General features: G+C 68.4%; 23 protein-coding genes. 7 read left to right on the plus strand and 16 right to left on the minus strand.

Annotated features, from left to right (window positions below; translation table 11 throughout):
- Nucleotides 1-142: 142 nt before the first annotated feature.
- Nucleotides 143-1,099, plus strand: coding sequence for a methylenetetrahydrofolate reductase (locus KBY95_RS15715; RefSeq protein WP_396095040.1), 957 nt, complete (start codon nt 143-145; stop codon nt 1,097-1,099).
- On the opposite strand, the gene KBY95_RS15720 is transcribed toward KBY95_RS15715, so the two are convergent.
- The 6 genes from KBY95_RS15720 to KBY95_RS15745 all read right to left on the minus strand — a co-directional run bounded on the left by KBY95_RS15720 (nt 1,034) and on the right by KBY95_RS15745 (nt 8,328).
- Entirely contained in the window at nt 1,034-2,215 is a 1,182-nt protein-coding gene (locus KBY95_RS15720) for an NDP-sugar synthase (protein ID WP_254966235.1), read from the minus strand. The two genes, KBY95_RS15715 and KBY95_RS15720, sit on opposite strands and share 66 nt — an antisense overlap.
- 47 nt (nt 2,216-2,262) lie before the next feature.
- On the minus strand, nt 2,263-3,165 hold the full coding sequence (locus KBY95_RS15725; RefSeq protein ID WP_254966236.1) for a segregation/condensation protein A: 903 nt from the start codon (nt 3,163-3,165) through the stop codon (nt 2,263-2,265).
- A gap of 96 nt (nt 3,166-3,261) precedes the next feature.
- A complete protein-coding gene (locus tag KBY95_RS15730; protein WP_254966237.1) occupies nt 3,262-3,654 on the minus strand; it encodes a lipopolysaccharide assembly protein LapA domain-containing protein in 393 nt (130 codons plus the stop codon).
- A gap of 113 nt (nt 3,655-3,767) precedes the next feature.
- On the minus strand, nt 3,768-5,369 hold the full coding sequence (locus KBY95_RS15735; RefSeq protein ID WP_254966238.1) for an NAD(P)H-quinone oxidoreductase subunit 4: 1,602 nt from the start codon (nt 5,367-5,369) through the stop codon (nt 3,768-3,770).
- 87 nt (nt 5,370-5,456) lie between these two features.
- Nucleotides 5,457-7,478, minus strand: a complete 2,022-nt coding sequence (locus tag KBY95_RS15740) for an NAD(P)H-quinone oxidoreductase subunit 5 (RefSeq protein WP_254966239.1) — start codon at nt 7,476-7,478, stop codon at nt 5,457-5,459.
- Between the two features lie 97 nt (nt 7,479-7,575).
- Complete coding sequence (locus KBY95_RS15745) at nt 7,576-8,328, minus strand: NnrU family protein (RefSeq protein WP_254966240.1); 753 nt, start codon at nt 8,326-8,328, stop codon at nt 7,576-7,578.
- A gap of 119 nt (nt 8,329-8,447) precedes the next feature.
- Between KBY95_RS15745 and KBY95_RS15750 the strand changes: the two genes are divergently transcribed.
- A complete protein-coding gene (locus KBY95_RS15750; RefSeq protein WP_254966241.1) occupies nt 8,448-9,449 on the plus strand; it encodes a LysR family transcriptional regulator in 1,002 nt (333 codons plus the stop codon).
- Here KBY95_RS15750 and KBY95_RS15755 read toward each other — a convergent pair.
- Nucleotides 9,424-10,164 (minus strand): DUF3172 domain-containing protein, encoded by a 741-nt coding sequence (locus KBY95_RS15755; RefSeq protein ID WP_254966242.1) that lies wholly within the window; start codon nt 10,162-10,164, stop codon nt 9,424-9,426. The genes KBY95_RS15750 and KBY95_RS15755 overlap by 26 nt on opposite strands.
- Nucleotides 10,161-10,508 carry an NAD(P)H-quinone oxidoreductase subunit M gene (locus tag KBY95_RS15760; RefSeq protein WP_254951499.1) on the minus strand — a complete coding sequence of 116 codons (348 nt, stop codon included), beginning with the start codon at nt 10,506-10,508 and terminating at the stop codon, nt 10,161-10,163. Before KBY95_RS15760 ends, KBY95_RS15755 begins: the two co-directional genes overlap by 4 nt.
- A 166-nt stretch (nt 10,509-10,674) precedes the next feature.
- Here KBY95_RS15760 and pds point away from each other — a divergent pair, with 166 nt between their 5' ends.
- Both pds and KBY95_RS15770 read left to right on the plus strand, forming a co-directional pair.
- Nucleotides 10,675-12,096, plus strand: coding sequence for a 15-cis-phytoene desaturase (pds, locus tag KBY95_RS15765; RefSeq protein ID WP_254966244.1), 1,422 nt, complete (start codon nt 10,675-10,677; stop codon nt 12,094-12,096).
- The gene (locus KBY95_RS15770) at nt 12,093-13,022 is read left to right on the plus strand and encodes a phytoene synthase (protein WP_254966246.1); all 930 of its coding nucleotides are present in this window, start codon (nt 12,093-12,095) and stop codon (nt 13,020-13,022) included. The genes pds and KBY95_RS15770 overlap by 4 nt, the downstream gene beginning before the upstream one ends.
- Before the next feature lie 34 nt (nt 13,023-13,056).
- Here KBY95_RS15770 and KBY95_RS15775 read toward each other — a convergent pair whose 3' ends face one another.
- The 3 genes from KBY95_RS15775 to KBY95_RS15785 all read right to left on the minus strand — a co-directional run bounded on the left by KBY95_RS15775 (nt 13,057) and on the right by KBY95_RS15785 (nt 15,957).
- Nucleotides 13,057-14,019 carry an alpha/beta fold hydrolase gene (locus KBY95_RS15775; protein WP_254966247.1) on the minus strand — a complete coding sequence of 321 codons (963 nt, stop codon included), beginning with the start codon at nt 14,017-14,019 and terminating at the stop codon, nt 13,057-13,059.
- A gap of 113 nt (nt 14,020-14,132) precedes the next feature.
- Nucleotides 14,133-14,561 carry an RNA-binding protein gene (locus tag KBY95_RS15780; RefSeq protein WP_254966249.1) on the minus strand — a complete coding sequence of 143 codons (429 nt, stop codon included), beginning with the start codon at nt 14,559-14,561 and terminating at the stop codon, nt 14,133-14,135.
- A 67-nt stretch (nt 14,562-14,628) separates the two neighbouring features.
- The gene (locus tag KBY95_RS15785) at nt 14,629-15,957 is read right to left on the minus strand and encodes a CCA tRNA nucleotidyltransferase (RefSeq protein ID WP_254966251.1); all 1,329 of its coding nucleotides are present in this window, start codon (nt 15,955-15,957) and stop codon (nt 14,629-14,631) included.
- Between the two features lie 28 nt (nt 15,958-15,985).
- Between KBY95_RS15785 and KBY95_RS15790 the strand changes: the two genes are divergently transcribed.
- From KBY95_RS15790 to KBY95_RS15800, 3 genes are read left to right on the plus strand one after another with little or no spacing between them, the layout of a single operon-like run.
- Nucleotides 15,986-16,243, plus strand: a complete 258-nt coding sequence (locus KBY95_RS15790; RefSeq protein WP_254966261.1) for a Ycf34 family protein — start codon at nt 15,986-15,988, stop codon at nt 16,241-16,243.
- Complete coding sequence (gene tsaB, locus KBY95_RS15795) at nt 16,240-16,902, plus strand: tRNA (adenosine(37)-N6)-threonylcarbamoyltransferase complex dimerization subunit type 1 TsaB (protein ID WP_254966252.1); 663 nt, start codon at nt 16,240-16,242, stop codon at nt 16,900-16,902. The genes KBY95_RS15790 and tsaB overlap by 4 nt, the downstream gene beginning before the upstream one ends.
- Nucleotides 16,896-17,603, plus strand: coding sequence for a YdcF family protein (locus KBY95_RS15800; RefSeq protein ID WP_315858948.1), 708 nt, complete (start codon nt 16,896-16,898; stop codon nt 17,601-17,603). The genes tsaB and KBY95_RS15800 overlap by 7 nt, the downstream gene beginning before the upstream one ends.
- Here the strand turns inward: KBY95_RS15800 and KBY95_RS15805 are convergent.
- The 5 genes from KBY95_RS15805 to rpaB form a co-directional block, all read right to left on the minus strand.
- Nucleotides 17,545-18,270 carry a 1-acyl-sn-glycerol-3-phosphate acyltransferase gene (locus tag KBY95_RS15805; RefSeq protein ID WP_254966253.1) on the minus strand — a complete coding sequence of 242 codons (726 nt, stop codon included), beginning with the start codon at nt 18,268-18,270 and terminating at the stop codon, nt 17,545-17,547. The genes KBY95_RS15800 and KBY95_RS15805 overlap by 59 nt on opposite strands.
- Nucleotides 18,267-19,175 (minus strand): ACP S-malonyltransferase, encoded by a 909-nt coding sequence (gene fabD, locus KBY95_RS15810; RefSeq protein ID WP_254966254.1) that lies wholly within the window; start codon nt 19,173-19,175, stop codon nt 18,267-18,269. Before fabD ends, KBY95_RS15805 begins: the two co-directional genes overlap by 4 nt.
- Nucleotides 19,176-19,202: 27 nt before the next feature.
- Nucleotides 19,203-20,210, minus strand: coding sequence for a beta-ketoacyl-ACP synthase 3 (locus KBY95_RS15815; protein WP_254966263.1), 1,008 nt, complete (start codon nt 20,208-20,210; stop codon nt 19,203-19,205).
- Between the two features lie 73 nt (nt 20,211-20,283).
- Nucleotides 20,284-21,636: a phosphate acyltransferase PlsX gene (plsX, locus tag KBY95_RS15820; protein WP_254966264.1), complete on the minus strand. Its 1,353-nt coding sequence runs from the start codon at nt 21,634-21,636 to the stop codon at nt 20,284-20,286.
- Entirely contained in the window at nt 21,617-22,363 is a 747-nt protein-coding gene (gene rpaB / locus KBY95_RS15825) for a response regulator transcription factor RpaB (protein WP_254966255.1), read from the minus strand. The genes plsX and rpaB overlap by 20 nt, the downstream gene beginning before the upstream one ends.
- Nucleotides 22,364-22,428: the final 65 nt, after the last annotated feature.

A 22,428-nucleotide genomic window follows, 5' to 3' on the forward strand; every position in this document is an offset into this window, starting at 1 on the left:
GGGATGCGCTCCTCCGTGGAGATGTAGGAGAACAGGGGGCCGGTCCTCTCCTGTTGGCCGCGCATCTGCTCAGTGCCGTTACTCCATTCTCTCGCGGCTGGCCAGGTTTTTCATCAGTCTCCTAGGCAGCGTCTGATCCATGATGCCCCTGTCATGGAGATGGCCGTTGCAGCTTCGACAGGCCCTGGCGGAAGGACGCTTCGCCATCACAGCGGAAGTGACCCCGCCCCGTGGTGGCCATGCAGGCCGCACCCTTGAGGCGGCGTCGACATTGCGGGGCCTGGTGCAGGCGGTCAACGTCACCGACGGCAGCCGGGCGGTGATGCGGATGAGCAGCCTGGCGATGTGCCGCCTGCTGCTGGAGGCCGGCATTGAGCCCGTTCTGCAGATGACCTGCCGCGACCGCAACCGCATCGCCCTCCAGGCCGACCTGCTCGGCGCCCATGCCCTCGGCATCCGCAACCTGCTGTGCCTGACCGGTGACCCGGTGCGGGCCGGGGATCAACCTGAAGCCCGGCCCGTGAATGAGCTGGAGGCGGTGCGACTGCTGCAGCTGGTGCGGGCCCTCAATGCCGGCGAGGATCCGGTGAAGGGGACGCTGCCGGATGGGGCCACGGCGCTGTTCCCCGGCGCCGCCGCCGATCCCCAGTCGCCCAGCTGGAGCGGACTGCGCTCCAGGGTGCGGCGCAAGCAGGAGGCCGGAGCTCAATTTCTGCAGACCCAGATGGTGATGGACACGGCCTGTCTGCGCCGCTTCGTGGAGGAGATCACCGCCCCGCTCGGGCTGCCGGTGCTGGCCGGGGTGTTTCTGCTCAAGTCGGCCCGCAATGCCCAGTTCATCAACCGCGTGGTGCCCGGGGCCCGCATCCCCCAAGCCCTGATCGATCGCCTCGCAGGCGCTGAGGATCCGGCGGCGGAAGGCGTGGCGATCGCCGCCGAACAGGTGACCGCCTACCGCTCCATCGCCCAGGGGGTGCACCTGATGGCGATCAAAGCCGAGCACCGCATCCCCCAGATCCTTCGGCTGGCGGGCCTAGGGGGCACCGCTGGCGGCGAGGTCGGTGCCGAGCAGCTCGGCCATGGCCTTCTGCTGCGGTGACGGGGTGCCCACGTCCTGGCGGCGGGCGTCGGTGATCAGCCAGTCGAGGGCGGCTTCCTGCAGATCGAAGTGGTCGCCGTTGCGGTCCACGCAGTAGCGGCCGTAGACGAGCTTCTCGACGAGCTGCACACCGGCCCCGATCCGCGAGTAATCAAAGATGATCGAGTTGTCGATCGTGGCGCCTTCACAGATGTGACAACTGGGCCCGATCATGGCCGGCCCGATGATGGTCACGCCGTTCTCGATGCGGGTCATGCCGCCCACGAAGATCGGCCCCTCGACGTGGATCTTGTCCCAGTCGGCCGCCACATTCAGACCCGCATAGATCCCCGGACGCACCTCCTTGCCAGGAATCTGCACCTGACGCACATGCCCTTGCAGGACACTGCGGATCGCCTGCCAGTAATCCGGCACCTTGCCGATGTCGACCCACTCGAACTCCATGGGCAGGGCATAGAAGGGGGCCCCGGATTCAACCAGCCTCGGGAACAGATCGGCGGCAATGTCGAAGGCTTCCCGGCTCGGGATGAAATCGAGGACGGCCGGTTCGAAAATGTAAATGCCTGTGTTGATCATGTCGCTGGCGGCCTCTTCCACCGACGGCTTCTCCTGGAAGGAGAGCACCCGGCCGGCCTCGTCTGTCACGACCACCCCGTAACTGCTCACCTGATCGCGGGGCACCCGCTTGGTGATCAGGCTGGCCATGGCCCCCTTTTCCCGGTGGCGCCGCACGGCTTCGGTGAGGTCGAGGTCGATCAGGGCATCGCCGCAGAGCACCACGAAGGTGTCGTCGAAAAAGGCCTGAAAGTCCTGGATTTTCTTGAGTCCACCGGCCGAACCCATGGCTTCACCAATCAGCTCACCATCACTGATGCGACCTTCGAAGCTGTAAGCGATCTGGACATCGAAGCGTTGTCCATCCCGGAAGTAGTTCTCAATCTCCTCGGACAGGTGGGAGACGTTGACCATGATTTCGTTGAAGCCGTGCTCCCGCAGCAACTCAAGCAGAAACTCCATCACGGGTTTCTGGAGGATCGGGATCATCGGCTTGGGTGTGGTGTGCGTGATCGGCCGCACCCGTGTTCCCTTGCCTGCCGCCAGGATCATCGCCTTCATCGGCGTCGTTTCAAGTCGGAGGTGAAGGGTCAGCCTAAGGAGAAACCTCAGGCTGCCACTGCTTCTAGAGCCGGCCCCCTATCTGACCCCTGAGCTGGCAGCCGCGGCAGGCTGAGCGACTCGGCCCTTTCCTCGTGCCGGCGACGCAGGCTGAGCGGACCGTAGAGGCCGCCGGCCTGCGCCAACTCCACCTTGCCCTGGGAGGAGAGGAACAGCAGGGCCCAGAACACCCCCACCCGATCCCGGTCCAGGTCTTCCTCCGCCGGCGAGGCGGCGGGCGTGCTTTCAACGGCCTCCGCCCAGGCGCCTACCAAGGCATCGAAGCCGACCCATTCGAGGCTTTCGGCGGTGGGTGTCCAGTGCAGCAGGAAGCGGCTGAGGGCGGCGGTGGTCTCGGGCAGTTTCTCCCGGTGGGCCAGGGAGGCCACCTGGGCGATCGCGGCCCGTTCGCTGTAACGGCGGGCGCGGGGCCTGGGGCGCCCTTCGCCCCCGTCCTGCTCAAGCCGCTCGGCGATGTCCTCGAGCTGCCGGATCAGGTCTCCCAGGGTGACGGGGCGCTGCAGGGGCGGGGGAGCCACCGGACGGCGCAGCAGCTGCCGCTCCGGCCGCCGGGGCAGCGCCAGGGCTCCGGGGTCCCAGCCGTCGTCGTCCTCGGCGCAGAAGGGGTCTTCCAGCAGGGGCTCGGGCGGGAAGGTGGCCGACTCCAGCAACTCCGCCTTCAGCCCCACCAGCACCGACGCGGCCAGGAACGCCTCGCTGGATTCGGCCAGATCCCGTTCATAGCTCCCCCCCTGGGGGGCCAGCCGCCTGGGCTGTTCGATGCGCTGGCGCAGCTGGTCGAGGAAGCCGTCGACGACGGCGATCACATCCACGTCCCAGGGGTCGATGTCACCCCGCTCGGCCGCGTCCTGGAGCAACCGGATGGCGAGTCTGGCGCCCGTTTCTGCCACGCGCGATGTCCTGCTTGGGGGGCCTTCCGAGCGCAAGCTACCGGCTGTGGCCGCAAGGGACCAGTCGCGGTGGTCACCGAACCGGCCCCACGAGCCTCAGTCGGCGGCCAGGGAGAGGCTCCCTTCGCCCCCCTGATCGGTGGACGGGGCCGAACTCTCCCCGGCGGCGGGCAGCAGGCCGAGCTGGGCGTCGACGGTGGCCCGGTAGCGGCGCAGATCGTTCTCCAGTTCGCTGATCCGCACCTGCTGGGCCTCCACGTCGCCGTTGCTCTGCAGGGTTTCCACCTTCCGCACCACACCGCTCCAGACGGCGTAGATCCAGGCGGCGGTGGCGCCCAGGCCCCCCACCAGCAGCAGCAGGGCAGCCAGGGGCAAGGTGGTGCTCACGCCTGGCAGGAAATGCACCGTGGTGGCTGTGGTGTTCTCCAGGGTGAACATCACCGTGGCCAAGCCGAAGCTGAAGATCAGAAGGAAATTGATCTGCCGCATGGAGACCCTCGCTGTGCGATGGAGGAGCGTAGGCATCCTCCCCGCAGGAGGGCGCCATCACCTGGGCCCTGCGCAGAGTTTCGTAACCGGCCCCCTGCGATGGGGGCCGGGGTTCAACCGAGGGCCGGGGCGTGCAGCAAGTCCGGGGGAAGGGTGCCGAAGGCCCCGGCCGCCATCACCGCCGGGACAGGGGCCCGTCCAACCTTCACCAGGGCGACGGCCTCCCGGTCGACCAGGGCCTCGATGGCGGCCCGGTAGCTGTCGGTGACCAGGCGTGGGTAGAGACCGATGCCGATGATCGGCACCAGCAGGCAGGAGATGACATAGATCTCCCGCGGTTCGGCGTCGACCAGTTGGCTGTGGGAGACGAGCTCGGGATTCTCCTTGCCGAAGAAGATCTCCCGCAGCATCGAGAGCAGGTAGATCGGGGTGAGGATCACGCCGATGGCGGCCAGAACCGAGATCACAATGCGGAAGCTGAGGCTGTAGGCCTCGCTGGTGGCGAAGCCCACGAAGACCATCAGCTCGGACACGAAGCCGCTCATGCCCGGCAGGGCGAGGGAGGCCAGGGAACAGACGGTCCAGAGGGCGAACATCTTTCGCATCTTCTGGCCGATGCCACCCATTTCGTCGAGCTGCAGGGTGTGGGTGCGGTCGTAGGTGGCTCCCACCAGGAAAAACAGGCTGGCGCCGATCAGGCCATGGCTGATCATCTGCAGCATGGCGCCGCTGGTGCCCAGGGCGCTGAAGCTGCCGATGCCGATCAGCACGAAGCCCATGTGGCTGATCGAGCTGTAGGCGATCTTGCGCTTGAGGTTGCGCTGGGCGAAGGAGGTGAGGGCGGCGTAGATGATGTTGACCACCCCCAGGATCACCAGCAGGGGGGCGAACTGGGCGTGGGCCTCGGGCAGGAGCTGCACGTTGAAACGCAGCAGCGCGTAGCCGCCCATCTTCAGCAGGATGCCCGCCAGAAGCATGTGCACCGGGGCGGTGGCCTCGCCGTGGGCGTCGGGAAGCCAGGTGTGAAGCGGAACCACCGGAAGCTTGACGCCGAAGGCGATCAGCAGGGCGGCGTAGCAGAGCACCTGGAAGCCGGTGCCGAATTCCTTGGCCGCCAGCACCGTGTACTCGAAGCTGGGGGCACCGCCGCCGTAGAAGGCCATCGCCAGGCCCGCCAGGAGGATGAACAGGGAGCTGCCGGCGGTGTAGAGGATGAACTTGGTGGCAGCGTACTGGCGCTTCTTGCCGCCCCAGATGGCCAGGAGCAGGTACACCGGCAGTAGTTCCAGCTCCCAGGCCAGGAAGAACAGGAGCATGTCCTGCACGGCAAACACGGCGATCTGGCCGCCGTCCATCGCCAGGAGCAGGAAGTAGAAGAGCTTGGGCTTGAAGGTCACCGGCCAGGCCGCCAGGCAGGCCAGGGAGGTGATGAAGCTGGTGAGCAGGATCAACGGCATGGAGAGGCCATCGGCCCCCACCGACCAGGCCAGGCCCAGATCAGGCAGCCACTGCACCCGCTCCACCAGCTGCAGTCCGGGGTCGGCAGGGTCATAGCCGCGCAGGTAGGCCCCCACTGTCACCAGGAAGGTGGTGAGGGCCACGCCGAGGGCGTACCAGCGCACCTGCTTGCCGTCGCCTTTGTCGGGGACGAAGGGGATCAGCAGAGCGGCGCCGATCGGGAACAGAATCGCGGTGCTCAGCCAGGGAAAGGGCACAGAACGGTGCTGTCCATCTGGCCGGAGTGTAGAAATCCCGGCCTCCACAACACCCACCGCATGGGCGTTGTCACACACAGCTGGGGCTCAGCCGAAGGCGCTGAACAGGAGCACCAGGCCGATGACCCCGCCGAACACGATCAGGGCATAGAACTGAACGCGGCCGGTCTCGAAGTATTTCAGCCCCTCGCCACTGCCCAGGGTGAGCAGGCCGGTCAGGTTGACCACCCCATCCACCACCTTGGAGTCGACGTCGAGCACCTGGCGGGCCAGCCGGCGGCTGCCCTGCACGAAGATCTTCTCGTTGATGGCATCGAGGTACCACTTGTTGGCCAGGAACCGGTTGATCGCCGGGAACCGCCCTGCCACGGCGGTACCCAGGTTGATGCGGTGCAGCGCGTAGGCCAGCACCGCCAGGCCGATGCCGAGGCTGGAGATGGCCACCGAAGCACCGGCCAGGGGCAGGAACCTCCCCCAGCTGAAATGCTCGGCCACCTCGGCGGCCTCAACGGGATCGACGAGGTTGCCGAAGCGGCTGTTCCAGGGGGTGCCGAGCAGACCGATCAGCACCGAAGGGACCGCCAGCACGACCAGCGGGGCGGCCATCTGCCAGCCGGATTCGTGCGGATGGCTGGTATGACCGTGGTGGCCGTCCTCCGTGGACTCCGCAGTGGCTCCTGGGGGCTGTCCCGCAGCGCTGAGCAACTGGGCACGGAGGCCGGCGTCCAGGCCGCGGAAGGGCCCCTCAAAGGTGAGGAAATAGAGCCGGAACATGTAGAAGGCGGTCATCCCGGCGGTCAGGAAGCCCATCGCCCAGAGCAATGGAAAGCTGTTGAAGGCCTGGCCGAGGATCTCGTCCTTGCTCCAGAAGCCCGCCAAGGGAGGGATGCCGCTGATCGCGATGCAGCCGATCAGGAAGGTGGCGGAGGTGATCGGCATGTGTTTCCTGAGGCCGCCCATCAGGCGCATGTCCTGGGCCAGCAGGGGCTCGTGGCCCACCACCTCCTCCATCGCGTGGATCACCGAGCCGGAACCGAGAAAGAGCATCGCCTTGAAGAAGGCGTGGGTGACGAGGTGGAACATGCCAGCCACCGGGGCCCCGCAGCCCATGGCCAGCATCATGTAACCCAGCTGGGAGACGGTGCTGTAGGCCAGCCCCTTTTTGAGATCCATCTGGGTGAGGGCGATGGTGGCGCCCAGAAACAGGGTGATGGTGCCGATCACGGCGATCACCAGCTGCACCTGCGGAAAGGGCTCGTAGACCGGCTGCAGGCGGGCCACCAGGAAGACGCCCGCGGCCACCATGGTGGCCGCGTGGATCAGGGCCGAGATGGGGGTGGGGCCCTCCATGGCATCGGGCAGCCACACGTGCAGGGGGAACTGGGCCGACTTGGCCATCGGTCCCATGAACACCAGCAGGCAGAGCAGCACGGCCACGCCGGTGGGCAGGCCGCCGCCGGCCACGGCCGCCGAGAGCCTCTCGCCGATCTCCTCGAAGCCGAAGCTGCCGGTGGCCCAGAACAGGCCCAGGATCCCCAGCAGCAGGCCGAAGTCGCCAACCCGGTTGACGACGAAAGCCTTCTGGGCGGCGTTGGCGGCGGCGTCCCGGTCGTACCAGAAGCCCACCAGCAGGTAGGAGCACATGCCCACCAGCTCCCAGAACACGTAAATCTCGAGCAGGTTGGGGCTGATCACCAGCCCGAGCATCGAGCTGCTGAACAGGGCCAGGTAGGTGAAGAAACGGACGTAGCCCTTGTCGTGGGCCATGTAGCCGTCGGAATAGACCATCACCAGCAGGGCGATGGTGGTGACCAGCGACAGCATCACGGCCCCCAGCGCATCCACCCGGAAGCCCATCTGCAGATGGAAGTTGCCGGCGCCGGCCCAGTCGAACAGCACCTCCGTGCCGCCCGCTCCCGCCAGTTGTTCGGCCAGGATCGCGAAGCTGAGCACCGCAGCCATGCCCACGCTGGTGATCAGCAGCAGCGCCACTGGCTTGCGCAGGCGATTGACGGTGCGGTTGAAGGTGATCAGCCCCAGGCCGGTGAGGCAGGCCCCCAGCAGCGGGAGCACTGGGATCAGCCAGGCAAGTTCGGAAGCGGAGGGCATCCTGGAGGCTCTGTTGGGGCGAGTGTAGGCAGGCCCACCGGAATGCCCTCGCCTCTGTGGGGGCGTGCCCATCGACCCCGGTCGGTGGGCGGGAGCTTCAGCCCAGCCAGTGGGCCAGGGCGGTGCGAGAGAAGGTGGTGGCGCCAAGGCCGATCCAGCGGTGGGCCCACCACAACACACCAATGGCGATGACGATCCCCAGCTGGGAGGGCCGCAGGAATTCCGCCGCCACCAGCGTCTGACGGCCATCCAGAACAGCGGCGAAGGGAAACACCGATGTGGCGGCCCGCAGCTCCTCGAAGGCCGGCCCGAATCGGTTGCGCAGGCGACGGTCCCCGTTCCAGACGGCGAACAGGTGGTGGCCGATCAGGCCCACGCAGGCCACCAGCATGAAGCTGGTGCCGATCCAGAGCAGGTGGGTGGCGCACCAGAGCACCTGACCCACCGCCTGGGGATGGCGGCTCACCCGGATGATCCCCGTGGCGTACAGACGCACCTGGGGCTTCAGCACCGCCGGGATCTCGAGCAGGTTGTAGGTGGCGGGATACAGGAACAGGAAGCTGATGGCCGTGCCGGTCCAGACCAGCGGCACCACCCAGGCCTGGTCCTGCAGGTTCCAAAGCCGGATGCCGTCGTAGCGGTGGGCGAGGAAATAGCCCACCACAACCACCGCCGAGGGGATGCTGAGCCCGGCGAACAGCAGGCGCCAGAGCCGGGCCCCGATGCGCTCCTCCCCCCAGGCCCTCAGGGAGGCCCCGCCGCTGTGGATCAGGGCGAACAGGACCAGCAGGGCCAGCATCACCACACTGCTGTGCTGGGGGCCCGCCGTCAGCAGGGGAAGCGAGGGCATGGGGGTGCGGCGTCCGGGAGCGGATGTGACAGGCCGATTCTTGCCACCGGGCAGGCCCCCTAGAGTTCCGCACGGCCTGCCGGCTCCGGCGAACGGTCCCCCCGAGGCCTCCCCGACCCATGGCAGATCTGCCTTTCACCCTCGACCAGCTCCGCATCCTGCGGGCCATCGCCAGTGAGGGCAGCTTCAAGAAAGCGGCCGACAGCCTGTACGTCACCCAGCCGGCGGTGAGCCTGCAGATCCAGAACCTGGAGAAGCAGCTGGATGTGTCGTTGTTCGACCGCGGCGGCCGCAAGGCCCAGCTCACCGAAGCCGGCCACCTGCTGCTCAGCTACTGCGACCGGATCCTGAGCCAGTGCCAGGAGGCCTGCCGGGCCCTCGACGATCTCCACAACCTGCGCGGCGGCTCCCTGGTGGTGGGGGCGAGCCAGACGACGGGCACCTACCTGATGCCCCGCATGATCGGTCTGTTCCGCCAGAAGTACCCCGACGTGGCGGTGCAGCTGCAGGTGCACAGCACCCGCCGCACCGGCTGGAGCGTGGCCAACGGGCAGATCGACCTGGCGATCATCGGCGGCGAACTGCCGGCGGATCTCAACGACCTGCTGCAGGTGGTGCCGTACGCCAATGACGAACTCGCCCTGGTGCTGCCCCCCAAGCATCCCCTCGCCCGGCTGCCCGAGCTGACCAAGGACGATCTCTACCGCCTGGGATTTGTTTGCCTCGACGCCCAGTCGACCACCCGCAAGATGGTGGACCAACTGCTGAGCCGCTCCAAACTCGATGTGCAGCGGCTCAAGATCGAAATGGAGCTCAATTCCTTCGAGGCCATCAAGAACGCTGTCCAGGCGGGGCTGGGGGCGGCGTTCCTGCCGGTGGTGTCGATCGAGCGGGAGTTGGCCGCCGGCACCCTGCATCGCCCCCAGGTGGCCGACCTGATGGTGCGGCGCCAGCTGAAGCTGATCACCCATCCGGCCCGTTATTGCTCCCGGGCCGCCGATGCCTTCCGCCGCGAGGTGCTGCCGGTGTTCGCCAGCCCGGACAGCCCCCTGCGCCAGGTGCAGGCCTCGCCGGGGCTGGCCGAGCGCAACGGCACTAGAACTGATCGGCCTCCGGCGTGATGCCGACCGCGTCATCGGCGGCACCGGCGACCCCCCTGGTCTGGAACTTGTTGCCGGAGATGTCGGTCTGGTAGACGCAGCGGACGACGGGTTTGTCGCGCACCGAGCCGATGTAGGCGAAGGTGTTCATGCGCTGCTTGCACTGGCGCATCTGCTCCGCGGTCACCGCCCCTTCCTTCTGCAGCACCGACCAGTTCTCCCGGCGAATGACACAGCCGGGCTGAAGCGTGGGCTGGGTCACGAAGCTGCTGCTCGGGTTCATCGTGGTGTACAGCTCAATGTCCATCACGAAGGCGCTGGCCCCCCACTGCTTGCAGAACTCGGGGTCGGGCACCGCCATGTCGAGCTGCTGGGCGCTGGCGATGTTGCCCTGGTTGCCCTGGGTGGTGCTGGTCACGGCGCTGCCGATGCCGATGCCCACCACCAGCACCCCCGCCAGCACCGCCACGGTGGCCACGTTGAGCTGAATGTTGGGGCCGCCGCCGCCCGGGGGGCCGCCGCCGTTGCTGGAGGGGGGCCGCCCGCCGCCGCCGCCGGTGGTGCCCCGTCGGCCCTGGGTTCCGCGTGGGTCGTCCCGGCGGCCGGAGCCCGTGGCGAAGCGGTCCCGCTGCTCCGTGCGTCCGTCGTAGCGATCCGCCCGGGGGTCGTAGCGGTCGGGCCGCGGGTCATAGCCGCCAGGCTCGGGTCGGCCACTGCTGCTGCGGGAGCGGGTCACAGGATTTCCGGGCTGCGGGGCAGGCCCATCGAGTAGTTGAGCACCCGGGCCTCAGGGTTGTAGCTCACCTCGCCGGCCTGGAGCATCTGGCGCACCAGGCCCTCCAGTTCGGAGCCGATGCGGCGCAGGCTGTAGTCACTGAGTTCCTGGCCGGCCTGGGCCGCCACCAACTGCCTGAACTGGCTGCGCACCTTTTCGAGGGCGGCCTCGTCCCAGAGGAACTCGTTGTCGGGATCGATGTCGAGGGTCAGCTGGTCCGGGTCGGGGATGAGGTCGTCGTTCTCCACCCGCGCCGTGAACAGACGGATGTGGCGAGTGGTGGACTTGAGCAGCGTCTCGACCATGGGCTCGGCCTCGGGGGCGGGGATGCGTTGAAGGGGGTCGGCACCCGGTTGAGTGCAGTATCGACTTTAGATAGGCCGGAGCCTGATTTCGCCGCCGCCGCCGCCTGGCGCCGGTCGCCCTTGCCCGGGAGGGCCCGATAAGGTTGCTGCTGATCTGTGGTTCGACATGCGGGTTGTCATCGCCGGGGCCGGGCTGGCCGGCCTGTCCTGCGCCAAATATCTCTGTGACGCCGGCCATACCCCGATCGTGCTCGAGGCCAGAGATGTGCTGGGCGGCAAAGTGGCGGCCTGGCAGGACGCCGATGGCGACTGGTACGAAACCGGTCTGCACATCTTCTTTGGCGCCTATCGCAATATGCGCCAACTGTTCGCCGAGCTGAACATCGAGGATCGCCTGCAGTGGAAATCCCACTCCATGATCTTCAATCAGAAGGAAGTGCCGGGTACCTACAGCCGTTTTGATTTTCCCGACCTGCCGGCTCCGATCAATGGGATGGCCGCGATCCTGGGAAATAACGACATGCTGACCTGGCCGGAGAAGATCGCCTTCGGTCTCGGTCTGGTCCCGGCGATGCTGCGCGGCCAGGCCTATGTGGAGGAATGCGACAAGTACAGTTGGAGTGAATGGCTTCGGATTCATAATATCCCTGAGCGTGTCAACGATGAAGTTTTTCTCGCCATGAGCAAGGCGCTCAACTTCATCAACCCTGAGGAGATCTCCAGCACAGTGGTGCTCACCGCTCTCAACCGCTTCTTGCAGGAAACCGACGGCTCCCGCATGGCGTTCCTGGATGGCAACCCACCGGAACGGCTCTGCCAGCCGATGGTCGACTACATCGAGGCCCGGGGCGGTGAGGTGCACCTGGAATCGCCCCTCAGGGAGATCCGCATCGACAAGGACGGCGCCGTGACCGGCTTCCGCATCGGCGGAATCAAGGGCCAACCTGAGCGCGAGATCCAGGCCGATGCCTACGTCAGTGCCATGCCGGTCGATCCGCTCAAGCTGCTGCTGCCTGAGCCCTGGAAGCAGCTGCCGTACTTCAGCAAGCTCAAGGGCCTGCGCGGCGTGCCGGTGATCAACATCCATCTCTGGTTCGATCGCAAGCTCACCGACATCGACCACCTGCTGTTCAGCCGTTCGGATCTGCTCAGTGTCTATGCCGACATGAGCAACACCTGCCGGGAGTACGAGGATTCCGAGCGCTCCATGCTCGAGTTGGTGTTTGCTCCTGCCGCCGACTGGATTGGCCGCCCCGATGAAGAGATCGTGGCCGCCACCCTGGAGGAGCTCAAGCGCCTGTTCCCCGTTCATTTCACTGGCGCCTCCCCGGCCCGGCTGCGCAAGTCGGTGGTCGTCAAGACGCCGCTTTCGGTCTACAAGACCGTGCCCGGCTGCCAGCAGCTGCGGCCCTCCCAGGCTTCCCCCATCCCCAACTTCTTCCTGGCGGGTTGCTTCACCATGCAGCGTTACCTGGCCTCGATGGAGGGAGCGGTGCTGAGCGGCAAACTCTGCGCCGCCGCCGTGGACGCCAGCCTTGGCAGTCGGGACCAGGGGCCGACCCCGGCCCAGAGCCTGGCGACGGTGTGAGTGTGCTGGCCCCGCTGCCCCCTTGCCTCTCCTCCGATCTGCAGGACGCCTATGAATCCTGCCGGCAGGAAACGGCGCGCTGGGCCAAGACCTTCTATCTCGGCACGATGCTGTTGCCCCCGGCCAAGCGCCGGGCCATCTGGGCGATCTACGTCTGGTGCCGCCGTACCGACGAACTGATGGACAGCGCCCAGGCCCAGACCCTTTCGGCCAACGTCCTGCTGGATCGCCTCGACGCCTGGGAGGAACGCACCCGCGCCCTGTTCGCCGGCCGTGCCGTCGACGCCCTCGACAGGGTGATGGTGGACACCATGGAGCGCTTCCCCCAGCCCCTGCAGGCCTACCTCGACATGATCGAGGGCCAGAGGATGGATGTGCTGCGCGATCGCTACGCCAGCTTCTCCGACCTCCAGCTTTATTGCTATCGGGTGGCTGGCACCGTGGGGCTGATGACCCAGGAGGTGATGGGTGTTGACGCCGCCTACACCTCCGCCCCCTGGAGCGAACGCCCCGATACCTCGGAAGCCGCCGTGGCCCTGGGAATCGCCAACCAGCTGACCAACATCCTGCGGGACGTGGGTGAGGATCGCGGCCGTGGTCGTATCTATCTTCCCCAGGAGGATCTCGACCGTTTCGGTTACTCCGAAGACGATCTCATGGCCGGGCGTCTCAACGAGAACTGGCAGGCGCTGATGCGCTTCCAGCTGGAGCGGGCCAGGGATTGGTTCAACCGTTCCGAGGCCGGGGTGCGCTGGCTGGCCCCGGATGCTCGCTGGCCTGTGTGGGCCTCGCTGCGTCTGTATCGGGGAATCCTTGATGTCATCGAGAGATTGGATTATGACGTCTTCAATCACCGCGCCTTCGTGCCCAGGGTCGGCAAATTGCTTGATCTTCCGTTCTCCTATGTGATCGCCCAGACGCGATGAAGCGGCGTTCCATCGGCCGGGCCCACGGGCTGCCTCAGGGCTGATCCCCTAGGGCCAGCCACTCCTCCAGCACCGGGTTGACCAGAGAGGGACTCTCATCATGGGGACAGTGGCCGAGGCCGGGCAGGATCCGCAGGTCACGTACGGCGGCAAAGGCCCCGGCCCAGCGCCTGGCCTCGGCTACCGGCTCCCACGGATCCGCCTCGCCCCAGAGGAGCCGAACCGGAATGGTCAGTTCCGCCAGCATGTCCGGGGCCAGCCGGTCGCGGAAGAGGTTGATGAACCCCCGGAAGCTCTCCTCGGCACCGGGGCTGCGCGCCGGCGTCAGCAGCAACTGCACCAGTTGGTCGTCGACGCCGTCGCCGGAGGGGTAGGCCGCGCCCAGAACCCTGCGGATCAGGTCGGGATTGGCCACCCAGCGGAACAGGCGGCCCGTGAGCCAGCGCTGCCGCACCAGGCGCTTCAGCAGGGGTCGGCCGATCCGGCGCAGTGGCGGCTGCTCGCCCAGGCGGCGGTCGTCCAGGCTGCGCTGGGCGCAGTCGATAAGGATCACCTGGCTGGCGTCGTCTCCGAGCCTGGTGGCCGCAGCGAGGGCCACGACGCCCCCGATCGAATTGCCGACGAGTTGGACAGGCGTGCCGATCACCTCCCGTGCGAAGGCCGCCACCTGGTCGGCCCACAGATCGATGCAATAGCGCAGTGCTTGCCCATTCTCCGGTTCGCCCTCGAGGCGGGAGGGGGGCTTGCTGCTAGCCCCGAAGCCGACCAGATCGATGGCGAAGACGGGACGCTTGCCCGACAGGGTTGGCAGGTTGTGGCGCCAGTGTTCCTTGCAGGCGCCGAAGCCGTGAATCAGAAGCACGGGCAGCTTCCCGGCTCGGGCAGGCACCGCAGGGGCGCTGCGCGCGTAGCTCACCGTCTGCCCCTGCCAACGCCAGATACCCAACCAGTCGGCCGGGAACATCGTGCCACTGCTGGCCTGGGGAGTGGAGGGCATGGTGCTCGGTGACAGTGGCGTGCGGGGAGTCCTGCCTGACGGTTTCGATGTCTTGAGGGGGAAACGACCCCCAAGGCCAACGACTGTCTTCTGCCACTCAAGCGGCCCTGAACTCAGACGGCGGCCTTCTGGTTGGCCAGCAGGTTCTTGAGCTTGGCCAGTTCGCCGGCCCAGCGGGGATCGGGGGCGCCTTCGCCGACGGCGTCGGCGTGGACCACCTTGTTGACGCTCTTGCGGGCGGCCGTCGGGGCACTGCCGGGGCGACGATCGGCGCCGGCGGCGGGGCGGGTGTCACGGCGCTGCTCAGAGATTTCGATGCGCAGGGTGCTGCCGCCGAAGTCCTTGCCGTTGAGCTGGGCGATCACCGCCTCCGCTTGGGCCAGATCCTCAACGTTGGCGAAGCCAAAGCCCCGGCAGCCGCCAGTCTCCCGGTCGTTCACCGCCTTGAAACGCACCCCCTCTCCCACGCTCGAGAAGAGAGCTTCCAGTTCTTTGGCATCAAAGGTTTGCGGCAGATTGCCGACATAGAGACGAACGCTCATGGGGAGGGGGCTCGGGAAAGGGAAAAAACTCTGGCAGGCGGTGCGATCGCGCCATTGCATCCAGCAGTTAATCATGCCGAGGGTCCGCCTCCGTCGCTTCGCCCCGGCGGCCCAGCCACAGCTGGGCCGCAGTAACGCTCTCTTCGGCGAGAAGGCGATCCGCCAACTCCGCTGTGTCCGTCGCTGCCGTTCCACCCAGTCGACCGAAGGCCCGTTCGGCCGTGAGGTGGTCGATCAACTGGCCGAGCCTGGGGCCTGGGGCGATGGCCAGCAGCTGTTGCAGGCGGCTGCCGTCCAGGGGCGGCCGTGGGTGGAACAGGCGATCTGCCGGATCCCGCCAGCGCTCCATGGCCAGCTGGGCCGCCCCTGGATCCAGGTGCAGCAGCAGGGCGGGCAGATCCTCCTCCAGCTGGCGCTGCAGAGCCAGCCGCGGCCCTTCGGCCAGAGCCTCCAGCGCCAGTGCACCGGTGCCCCCTGGCGTCTGCCGGAGTCGGCTGAGCCATTGCCGCAGCCGCTGGCAGCGCTGCTGCAGCCGGCGGCTGGCCCGCAGCCCTTCCAGGCTCGGACCATCCAGCACGGCCGCCAGCCTTGCCAGCGGCAGGGCCCAGGCCGCTTCGGCGGAGGTGAGGCCGCAGATGTCCGGTCGCTGGGAAGCCAGAAGCTCCAGCGACGCTTCGCTCCCTTCGGCGGCTCCCCAGGGCTGGAGCAGGCCCGCTTCCAGGGCCTGCTCCAGTCCCTGGTGTCCCTGGGCAGACGCGGCCAGGCGCTCCAGTTCCGCCAGCACCCGCTCCCCGGCCACGGCGGCGATTCGCTGCCGATGGCGCTGGATCAGCTCCCAGGTGGCTGGGGCGATGGCGAAGTCCAGTTCGCAGGCCAGCCGCACCCCCCGCAGCAATCGCAGCGGGTCGTCGAGCAGGTTGGCCTCGCTGATGGCCACCAGCCGGCGCGCGGCCAGATCCTGGAGGCCACCGCAGGGGTCGATCAGCCGCAGATCGGACGCCGCTCGGCTGTCCAGTGCCAGCCCCCCCAGGGGCAGGGCGATGGCGTTGGCGGTGTAGTCGCGGCGGGTCAGATCGACCCTGAGATCGTCACCGGCGCAGCGGGCCAGGTCGATCGTCCAGCCCTTCAGCACCAGCCTGGCGATCGAACGTTCCTGGTCGAGCACCACACAGGTGCCACCGAACTGCCGCCCCAGCTGCCGGGCCAGGTCGATGGCGTCGCCGGGCACCACCAGGTCGAGATCCGGCTGGGCGACCAGTTGACCCAGCAGGCCGTCCCGGACCGCCCCCCCCACCAGCGCCGTGCCCTCCGGCAGCGCGTGGGGAGGCAGAGGCCAGCGCTCCGGCGCCAGGGCCCGCCACAGTTCGGAGACTTGACGTCCCGGCTCGCACGCCACAATGGGCGCCCTGCTGGGCCGCGGCGGCATGTGCATCTGCGTGGATTGCCACTGGGTCGAGCGCTGTCAGGCCTACCACGCGGTCGAGCGTCAGCACGGCGTCGCCCACCTCACCATGAACCCTGATTTCAGCCCCCGGCAGCCTCGCATTCACGTGCAGGTGCTCGATCTCGACGCCGCCACGGCCAGTGTCGGGGTGGAGTGGGATGTGCGGGCCTGCTCCGATTTCCAGTCCGATCCGGGCCGCTGGCGCCGCTGGCGCCCGGACGGCCCCCTGCCGACATGATCACTGGCCTTGCCAATCCCGATGGCCGCCGCTGGCTGCTGGCGCTGCACAGCTCCAGCGACAGCCTCGGGGTGGGGTTGCAGTGCCTCGGGGCGACACAGCCGGAGCGGCTGGAGAGCTTCCCCCTTGGCCGCTCCCTCTCCAATGGGCTGTTCGACTGCCTTGAATCGGTGCTGCCGGCCAGCGCCTGGCCCCAGCTGGGACGCCTGGCGGTGGCCACCGGACCCGGTGGCTTCACCGGCACCCGCCTGACGGTGGTGCTGGCCCGCACCCTGGCCCAGCAGCTGGCCCTGCCCCTCGATGGCATCAGCAGCTTCCACCTGATGGCCCGTCGCCTGCTCGCCGGGCCCCGGCCCCCCAGCGCGGCGGGTCCCTTCTGGTTGCTGCAGGAGCTGCCCCGTCGCGGGGTGGTGGCGGGACTTTATGGCGCCGACCCGGGCCTGCCCGGTGGCGTGGTCGAGCTGGAGGCCCCGAGGCTCCACCGCGGCCGTGACGCCCTGGCTCCCTTCCCCATCCACCCGGCAGAGGTGCGCTTGCCGGAGGACGTGATCCAGTTGCTCGGCTTCAGCGCCGCCAGCGCCGCCGCAGGCCTGAGCGCCCCCTGGCAGCCGGTGCTGCCCCTCTACCCCACCAGTCCGGTGGAGGCGCTCCCATGTTGAGCCGCCCCGGACCCCATCCCCGACCCCGCCGCCGCCGCTCGCGTCGCGCGGCCAGCACTGAGCCGACGCCGGCGGGTCCGCCCAATCGGTCCCGCCGCGCCCTCCCCGCCCCGCGGCGACCTGGCCGGGGCAGGGGAGTGCTGATGGGATTGGCGGGCCTGGCTCTGCTGTGGCTGTCCCGGGGAGTGTGGTGGCCCACGCCGCCGCCGCCCCAGATGATCCTGGTGCTGGGGGGCGATGCCGATCGGGAGGCGGCCGCTGCCCGCCTGGCTCGCGTTGATGGGCTGCCGGTGGTGGTCACCGGCGGCACAAACCCCGAGTACGCCCACTGGCTGTTCCAGCAGAAGGAGGGCCTGCCCTCCCGGCAGGTCCAGCTCGACTATCGGGCCCGGGACACGGTGTCCAATTTCACCTCCCTGGTCGACGACCTGCGCAAGTCCCGGATCCGTCACGCCCTGCTCGTCACCTCCACCGATCACATGGAACGGGCTCTGCTGGTGGGACGGATCGTGGCCGGCAGCCGCGGCATTCACCTCACCCCGGTGCCTGTCCCCTGCGGCGAGCTTTGCGTCGTCGAGGGCCGCAGGCGCTTGTGGGGCGATGGCGCCAGGGCGGCCCTGTGGGTGATCAGCGGCCAGGACATCAGGCCGTGGGTGGAAGAGCGGGTGGCTCCCTGGCTGGAGAAAGCAGGCTTCCGCTGATCGGGCCGAGGTCCAGCATCCTGTTGATCTGTTCCTGGGCGGCCCGGGTCACCGCATCCAGGTCGGGGCGCCGCCGGGAGGCCGGGGGAGGGATCGGCGTGCCGATGCGGATGTGGATCGGCACCAGCCGGGGCCCATGGCCGCCGGGTCCCAGGGCGCGGTGGCTGTTGATGATCGCCACCGGCAGCAGCGGTACCCCAGCCCGGGCGGCCAGCAGGGCCGCCCCGGGCTGGGGATGGTTGACGCGGCCATCCGGCTGGCGGGTGCCGTCGAGGAAGACGCCGGTGGCCCAGCCCTGCAGCAGCCGGTCGGTGGCCGTGCGGATTGCTTCGCGATCACCGGCGCCGCGCTCCACCGGATAGGCGCCGCAGGCTCGGATGATCGGACCCAGGATTGGCACCCGGAACAGCTCCGCCTTGGCCATGAAGGCCACGGGCCTGCCCAGGGCGTGGCCCAGCAGTGGCGGATCCAGGTGGGAGCCATGGTTGGCCACCACCACCACGGCCCCCTCCAGGGGCACGTTGCCGTTGCCGGTGGTCTGGCCCCGGAACAGCACCCTGAAGACGGGAAACACCAGCAGGTAGCTGATCAGCCGGTAGGTCAGGCTCGGCTTCGGGGTGTTCAGCAGGGCGGGGGGATCGGCCGGTGGCCGGCGGCGGCGTCTCACTGGCCCAGGTCACCCGAACCGGCGATCTGGGCGGTGCCGACCCCTGGACAGCTGCGCTTGATCAGGCCAGCGAGCACATTGCAGGGGCCGATCTCCACCGCGGTGGTGATGCCGGCGCTCTGCAGGCCCTCCATGGTTTCGCGCCAGCGCACCCCCATGGTCATCTGCTGGCGCAGGCGGTCCTTGAGCACCGTGGCGGCGGTTTCGGGCCTGGGATCGGCGTTGCTGAGCACGGGGATCCGGGCGTCGGCGAAGGGCACCGCCTCCAGTTCGGCCGCGAAGGCGGCGGCAGCGGCGGCCATGAAGGGGGAATGGAAGGCGCCGGAGACGGCCAGGGGGATGGCCCGTTTGCAGCGCACCGTCGCGCTGACGCTGGCCACCGCCTCCGGGGTGCCGGAAAGCACCACCTGGGCGGCGCTGTTGTCGTTGGCGATGACCACCCCCTCGGTGGCCGCCACCACCCGCTCAAGTTCGTCGCGGTCGAAGCCCATCACGGCGGTCATGGCACCGCCGCCGGCGGCGGCCATCAGTTCACTGCGGCGCCGCATCAGGCCAAGGCCGGTCTCGGCGTCGAAGACGCCGGCCGCGTAGAGCGCCACCAGCTCGCCCAGGCTGTGGCCCGCCACCAGCTGGGCGCTGCGGCCCTGTCGGTGCAGTTCATCCACCAGCAAGCTCTCGACCACGAACAGGGCCGGCTGGGTGTTGCGGGTGTCGTTGAGATCGCTGGGTTGGCCGGGGCCCCCGTTGGCGGAGGTCTCAGCTCCAGCGCAGATGGCCAGCAGGTCACGGCCGAGCAGGGCCGAGGCCCGATCGAAGCGCTCGCGGGCGCCGGGCAGGTCGATCACTCCCTCGGCCATGCCCGGTTGTTGTGAACCCTGTCCCGGAAACACCCAGGCGATGGCCATGCAAGCCTCCTGTGCAACGGCAGGAGATTAGGGCTCGGCTGGCGGGCGGCCGGGACCGCTCCAGCGGAACAGGGCGGCCCCCCAGCTGAGGCCGGCGCCGAAGCCGCTGCTGGCGATCAGGTCACCGACCCCCACCCGCCCATCGCGGACCGCTTCATCGAGCATCAGGGGAATCGTGGCGGCGGAGGTGTTGCCGTAGGCGGACAGGTTGCTGAGCACCCGCTCGGCGGGCATGGCGAAGCGGTCGGCCACCGCATCGAGGATGCGCTGGTTGGCCTGGTGCAGCAGCAGCCAATCCACGTCCGAGGCGGCGGTGCCGGTGGCCTCCAGCAGCTCGGCCAGCATGGCGGGCACTTCCCGTACGGCGAATTTATAGACCTCCTGGCCGTTCATGTGGATCGGCGCGAAGCCCCCCACCTGGGCGGAGAGCTCTGCCACCAGGGGCCGATGCTCGGCCACCTGGGCCAGGGTGAGGCAGGCGTTGCGGCTGCCATCCGAGCGCATGCGGAAGCCCACCAGGGCGTCGTCGGCAGGGTCGCAGGCCTGTACGGCCAGGGCACCGGCGCCATCCCCGAAGAGCACACAGGTGCGGCGGTCGTCCCAGTCGAGCCAGCGGCTGAGTTGGTCGGCGCCGATCACCAGCACCCGCTGCATCGTGCCGCCGCGGATGTACTGGGCTGCCGTGATCAGGGCGAACAGGAAGCCGCTGCAGGCCGCCGTGAGATCGAAGGCCACTGCCCGGTGGGCGCCCAGGGCCGCCTGGACCCGGGGGGCGGTGCCGAACAGGTCGTCGGGGCTGGAGGTGGCCAGCAGGATCAGATCCACTTCCTCAGGAGCCCAGCCCGCATGGGCCAGCGCCGCCCGGCCGGCTTCGGCGGCCAGGCTGGTGACAGTTTCTCCGGGGCCGGCCACGCGCCGGGCGCCGATACCGGTGCGGCTGCGGATCCAGCCGTCGTTGGTTTCAACCCGCTCGCTCAGCTGGTCGTTACTGATGCTGGCGGCGGGGAGAGCGCGTCCACAGCCCACCAGAGCCATCCCCCGCAAGGCGGCCGTGGTCACCGTCTTGTCCGAGCCGAGCGGCACCCATTCGGTTCATAGGTGGGCACAGTCAACCACAGGTCGTTGCCACTCCGGCGCTCCCCTCGCCGAGGGCGTGCAGGTCGTCCATGACGCCGTGGCTGGCGGCGGAGTGGGCCAGCCGCAGGGCACTCACCACCGAAAGCGCCCGGCTGCTGCCGTGGCCGATCACGCAGATGCCGTCGACCCCGAGCAGCAGGGCGCCGCCATGCTCGGCGTGGTCGAGGCGCTTCTTGATCCGCACCAGGTTGCTGCGCAGGAACGCTGAGCCCACCTTGCCCCGGCGCCCCCGGGGCAGCTCGGCCCGCAGCACGTCCAACAGGACGCTGCCCACCGACTCAAGGAACTTCAGCAGCACGTTGCCGGTGAAGCCATCGCAGACCACCACGTCGAAGTCCCCGGAGAGGATGTCACGACCCTCGCAGTTGCCGGCGAAGACGAAGCGCTCGTCGCCCGCCAGCAGCGGATGGGTGCGCAGGCAGAGGTCGTTGCCCTTGCACTCCTCCTCACCGATGTTCACCAGGCCGATGCGGGGCCGTTTCACCTGCAGCACGTCGCGGCTGTAGATGTTCCCGAGCAGGGCGAACTGATGCAGCCACTCGGGCTTGCAGTCCATGTTGGCCCCCACGTCGAGCACCAGCACCTGCTGGCTGGGGTCCTTGGTGGGGAACAGGGCTCCGATGGCCGGCCGATCGATGCCCGCCAGGCGGCCGAGGCGGAAGATCGCGGCGGCCATCACCGCACCGGAGTTGCCGGCGGAATAGACGGCGGTGGCCTCGCCCTTCTTGACCAGATCCATGGCCACATTGATGCTGGCGTCGCGCTTGCGGCGCACCACCGTGGCCTCCTCGTGCATGCCCACCGAAGCGCCGCTGGGCACCAGTTCGATCAGGCCGCGCTGGACCGCTTCTTCAAGATCGTGGCCCAGGCCCATGGCCGCCACCGCCTGACGCAGCGGCTCCGGCTCCGCCACGAAGCGGATGCGCAGGGGCAGCAGGCCCACCGCCCTCAGACATCCCTCCAGGATCGGGCCCGGGGCGTGGTCCCCGCCCATGCCGTCGACAGCGACCCAGAGGCGCTGCCGGTCGTCGATGCCGCCGCCGCTGTGGCTCCCCTGCTGGAGACGCCGCAACGGATCGAAGACGAAGGGCTGGAGCACGGAGCCCGCCACATTGGTGGCGGCTCCGGCCATGCTGCCCGCCACCGAAACGGCCCCCGAGGCGGCCCCCGAGGCCGTGGCCGTGGCCGTGCCTACCAGGCTGGTGACAGCCGCATTGCGCCGATACCAGATCACCAGACGGCGGATCGTGCGGTTGGGTTTGGGGCGGTTGGAGGCGAAGCGGCGACCGTCGCGCCCTGCGCCTTCAGGATCCTTCGGTGGCAACGGGTTCAACGATGCGCTGGAACAGATAGCCGGTGCCCCGTGCCGTGAGGATCAGCTCGGGGTTGGTAGGATCATCCTCCAGTTTGGAGCGCAGCCGCGAGATGTGGACATCCACCACGCGGGTGTCCACATGACGCTCGGGGGTGTAGCCCCAAACCTCCTTGAGGATCTCGCCCCGGCTGAAGGGTTCGCCGGAACGGCTCACCAGCAACTCCAGGAGGCTGAACTCCATCCCGGTGAGACGGATGCGCTCGTCGCCCCGGTACACCTGCCGCTTGTTGGTGTCGATGCGGAGATCGCCGACCTGGATCACGCCGGAATTGGGGATTCCGGCGCCGGGGTCCTTCTCGACCCTGCGCAGCACGCAGCGGATGCGGGCCTCCAGTTCCTTGGGGCTGAAGGGCTTGACGACGTAATCGTCGGCCCCGAGCTCGAGGCCCGTGATGCGGTCCGCCACGTCGCCGAGGGCGGTGAGCATCACGATCGGCACATCGGATTCCTTGCGCAGCTCCTGGCAAACGCCATAGCCGTCAAGCTTGGGCATCATCACGTCGAGCACCACAAGGTCCGGCAGGACACGGTGGAACGCCTCGATGGCCTCCTCGCCATCGCTGGCGGTGACCACCTGATAGCCGATCATCGACAACCGGGTCTCAAGGATCCGGCGGATGCTGGCCTCGTCGTCGACGACGAGAATGGTTTCTTTGGCGGTGGGGGAGGCCGTCATTGCGGCGCTGACAAGGCAACACGGATCCGACCCACTGAACCGGCCGGAAGGTCGTGAATTCACCG

It is taken from the genome of Cyanobium sp. Aljojuca 7A6 (genome assembly GCF_024346455.1).
GTDB lineage: Bacteria > Cyanobacteriota > Cyanobacteriia > PCC-6307 > Cyanobiaceae > Cyanobium.

Excerpts from the sequence above, each read along its gene's own strand:
- KBY95_RS15760 (WP_254951499.1), bottom strand. The coding sequence starts at position 10,508 with ATGGTCGAGACGCTGCTCAAGTCCACCACTCGCCACATCCGTCTGTTC.
- KBY95_RS15790 (WP_254966261.1), top strand. The coding sequence starts at position 15,986 with ATGTGCATCTGCGTGGATTGCCACTGGGTCGAGCGCTGTCAGGCCTAC.
- fabD (WP_254966254.1), bottom strand. The coding sequence starts at position 19,175 with ATGGCCATCGCCTGGGTGTTTCCGGGACAGGGTTCACAACAACCGGGC.
- tsaB (WP_254966252.1), top strand. The coding sequence starts at position 16,240 with ATGATCACTGGCCTTGCCAATCCCGATGGCCGCCGCTGGCTGCTGGCG.
- KBY95_RS15750 (WP_254966241.1), top strand. The coding sequence starts at position 8,448 with ATGGCAGATCTGCCTTTCACCCTCGACCAGCTCCGCATCCTGCGGGCC.
- KBY95_RS15780 (WP_254966249.1), bottom strand. The coding sequence starts at position 14,561 with ATGAGCGTTCGTCTCTATGTCGGCAATCTGCCGCAAACCTTTGATGCC.
- rpaB (WP_254966255.1), bottom strand. The coding sequence starts at position 22,363 with ATGACGGCCTCCCCCACCGCCAAAGAAACCATTCTCGTCGTCGACGAC.
- KBY95_RS15775 (WP_254966247.1), bottom strand. The coding sequence starts at position 14,019 with ATGCCCTCCACTCCCCAGGCCAGCAGTGGCACGATGTTCCCGGCCGAC.
- pds (WP_254966244.1), top strand. The coding sequence starts at position 10,675 with ATGCGGGTTGTCATCGCCGGGGCCGGGCTGGCCGGCCTGTCCTGCGCC.
- KBY95_RS15730 (WP_254966237.1), bottom strand. The coding sequence starts at position 3,654 with ATGCGGCAGATCAATTTCCTTCTGATCTTCAGCTTCGGCTTGGCCACG.
- KBY95_RS15715 (WP_396095040.1), top strand. The coding sequence starts at position 143 with ATGCCCCTGTCATGGAGATGGCCGTTGCAGCTTCGACAGGCCCTGGCG.
- KBY95_RS15720 (WP_254966235.1), bottom strand. The coding sequence starts at position 2,215 with ATGAAGGCGATGATCCTGGCGGCAGGCAAGGGAACACGGGTGCGGCCG.
- KBY95_RS15740 (WP_254966239.1), bottom strand. The coding sequence starts at position 7,478 with ATGCCCTCCGCTTCCGAACTTGCCTGGCTGATCCCAGTGCTCCCGCTG.
- KBY95_RS15815 (WP_254966263.1), bottom strand. The coding sequence starts at position 20,210 with ATGGCTCTGGTGGGCTGTGGACGCGCTCTCCCCGCCGCCAGCATCAGT.
- KBY95_RS15745 (WP_254966240.1), bottom strand. The coding sequence starts at position 8,328 with ATGCCCTCGCTTCCCCTGCTGACGGCGGGCCCCCAGCACAGCAGTGTG.
- KBY95_RS15800 (WP_315858948.1), top strand. The coding sequence starts at position 16,896 with ATGTTGAGCCGCCCCGGACCCCATCCCCGACCCCGCCGCCGCCGCTCG.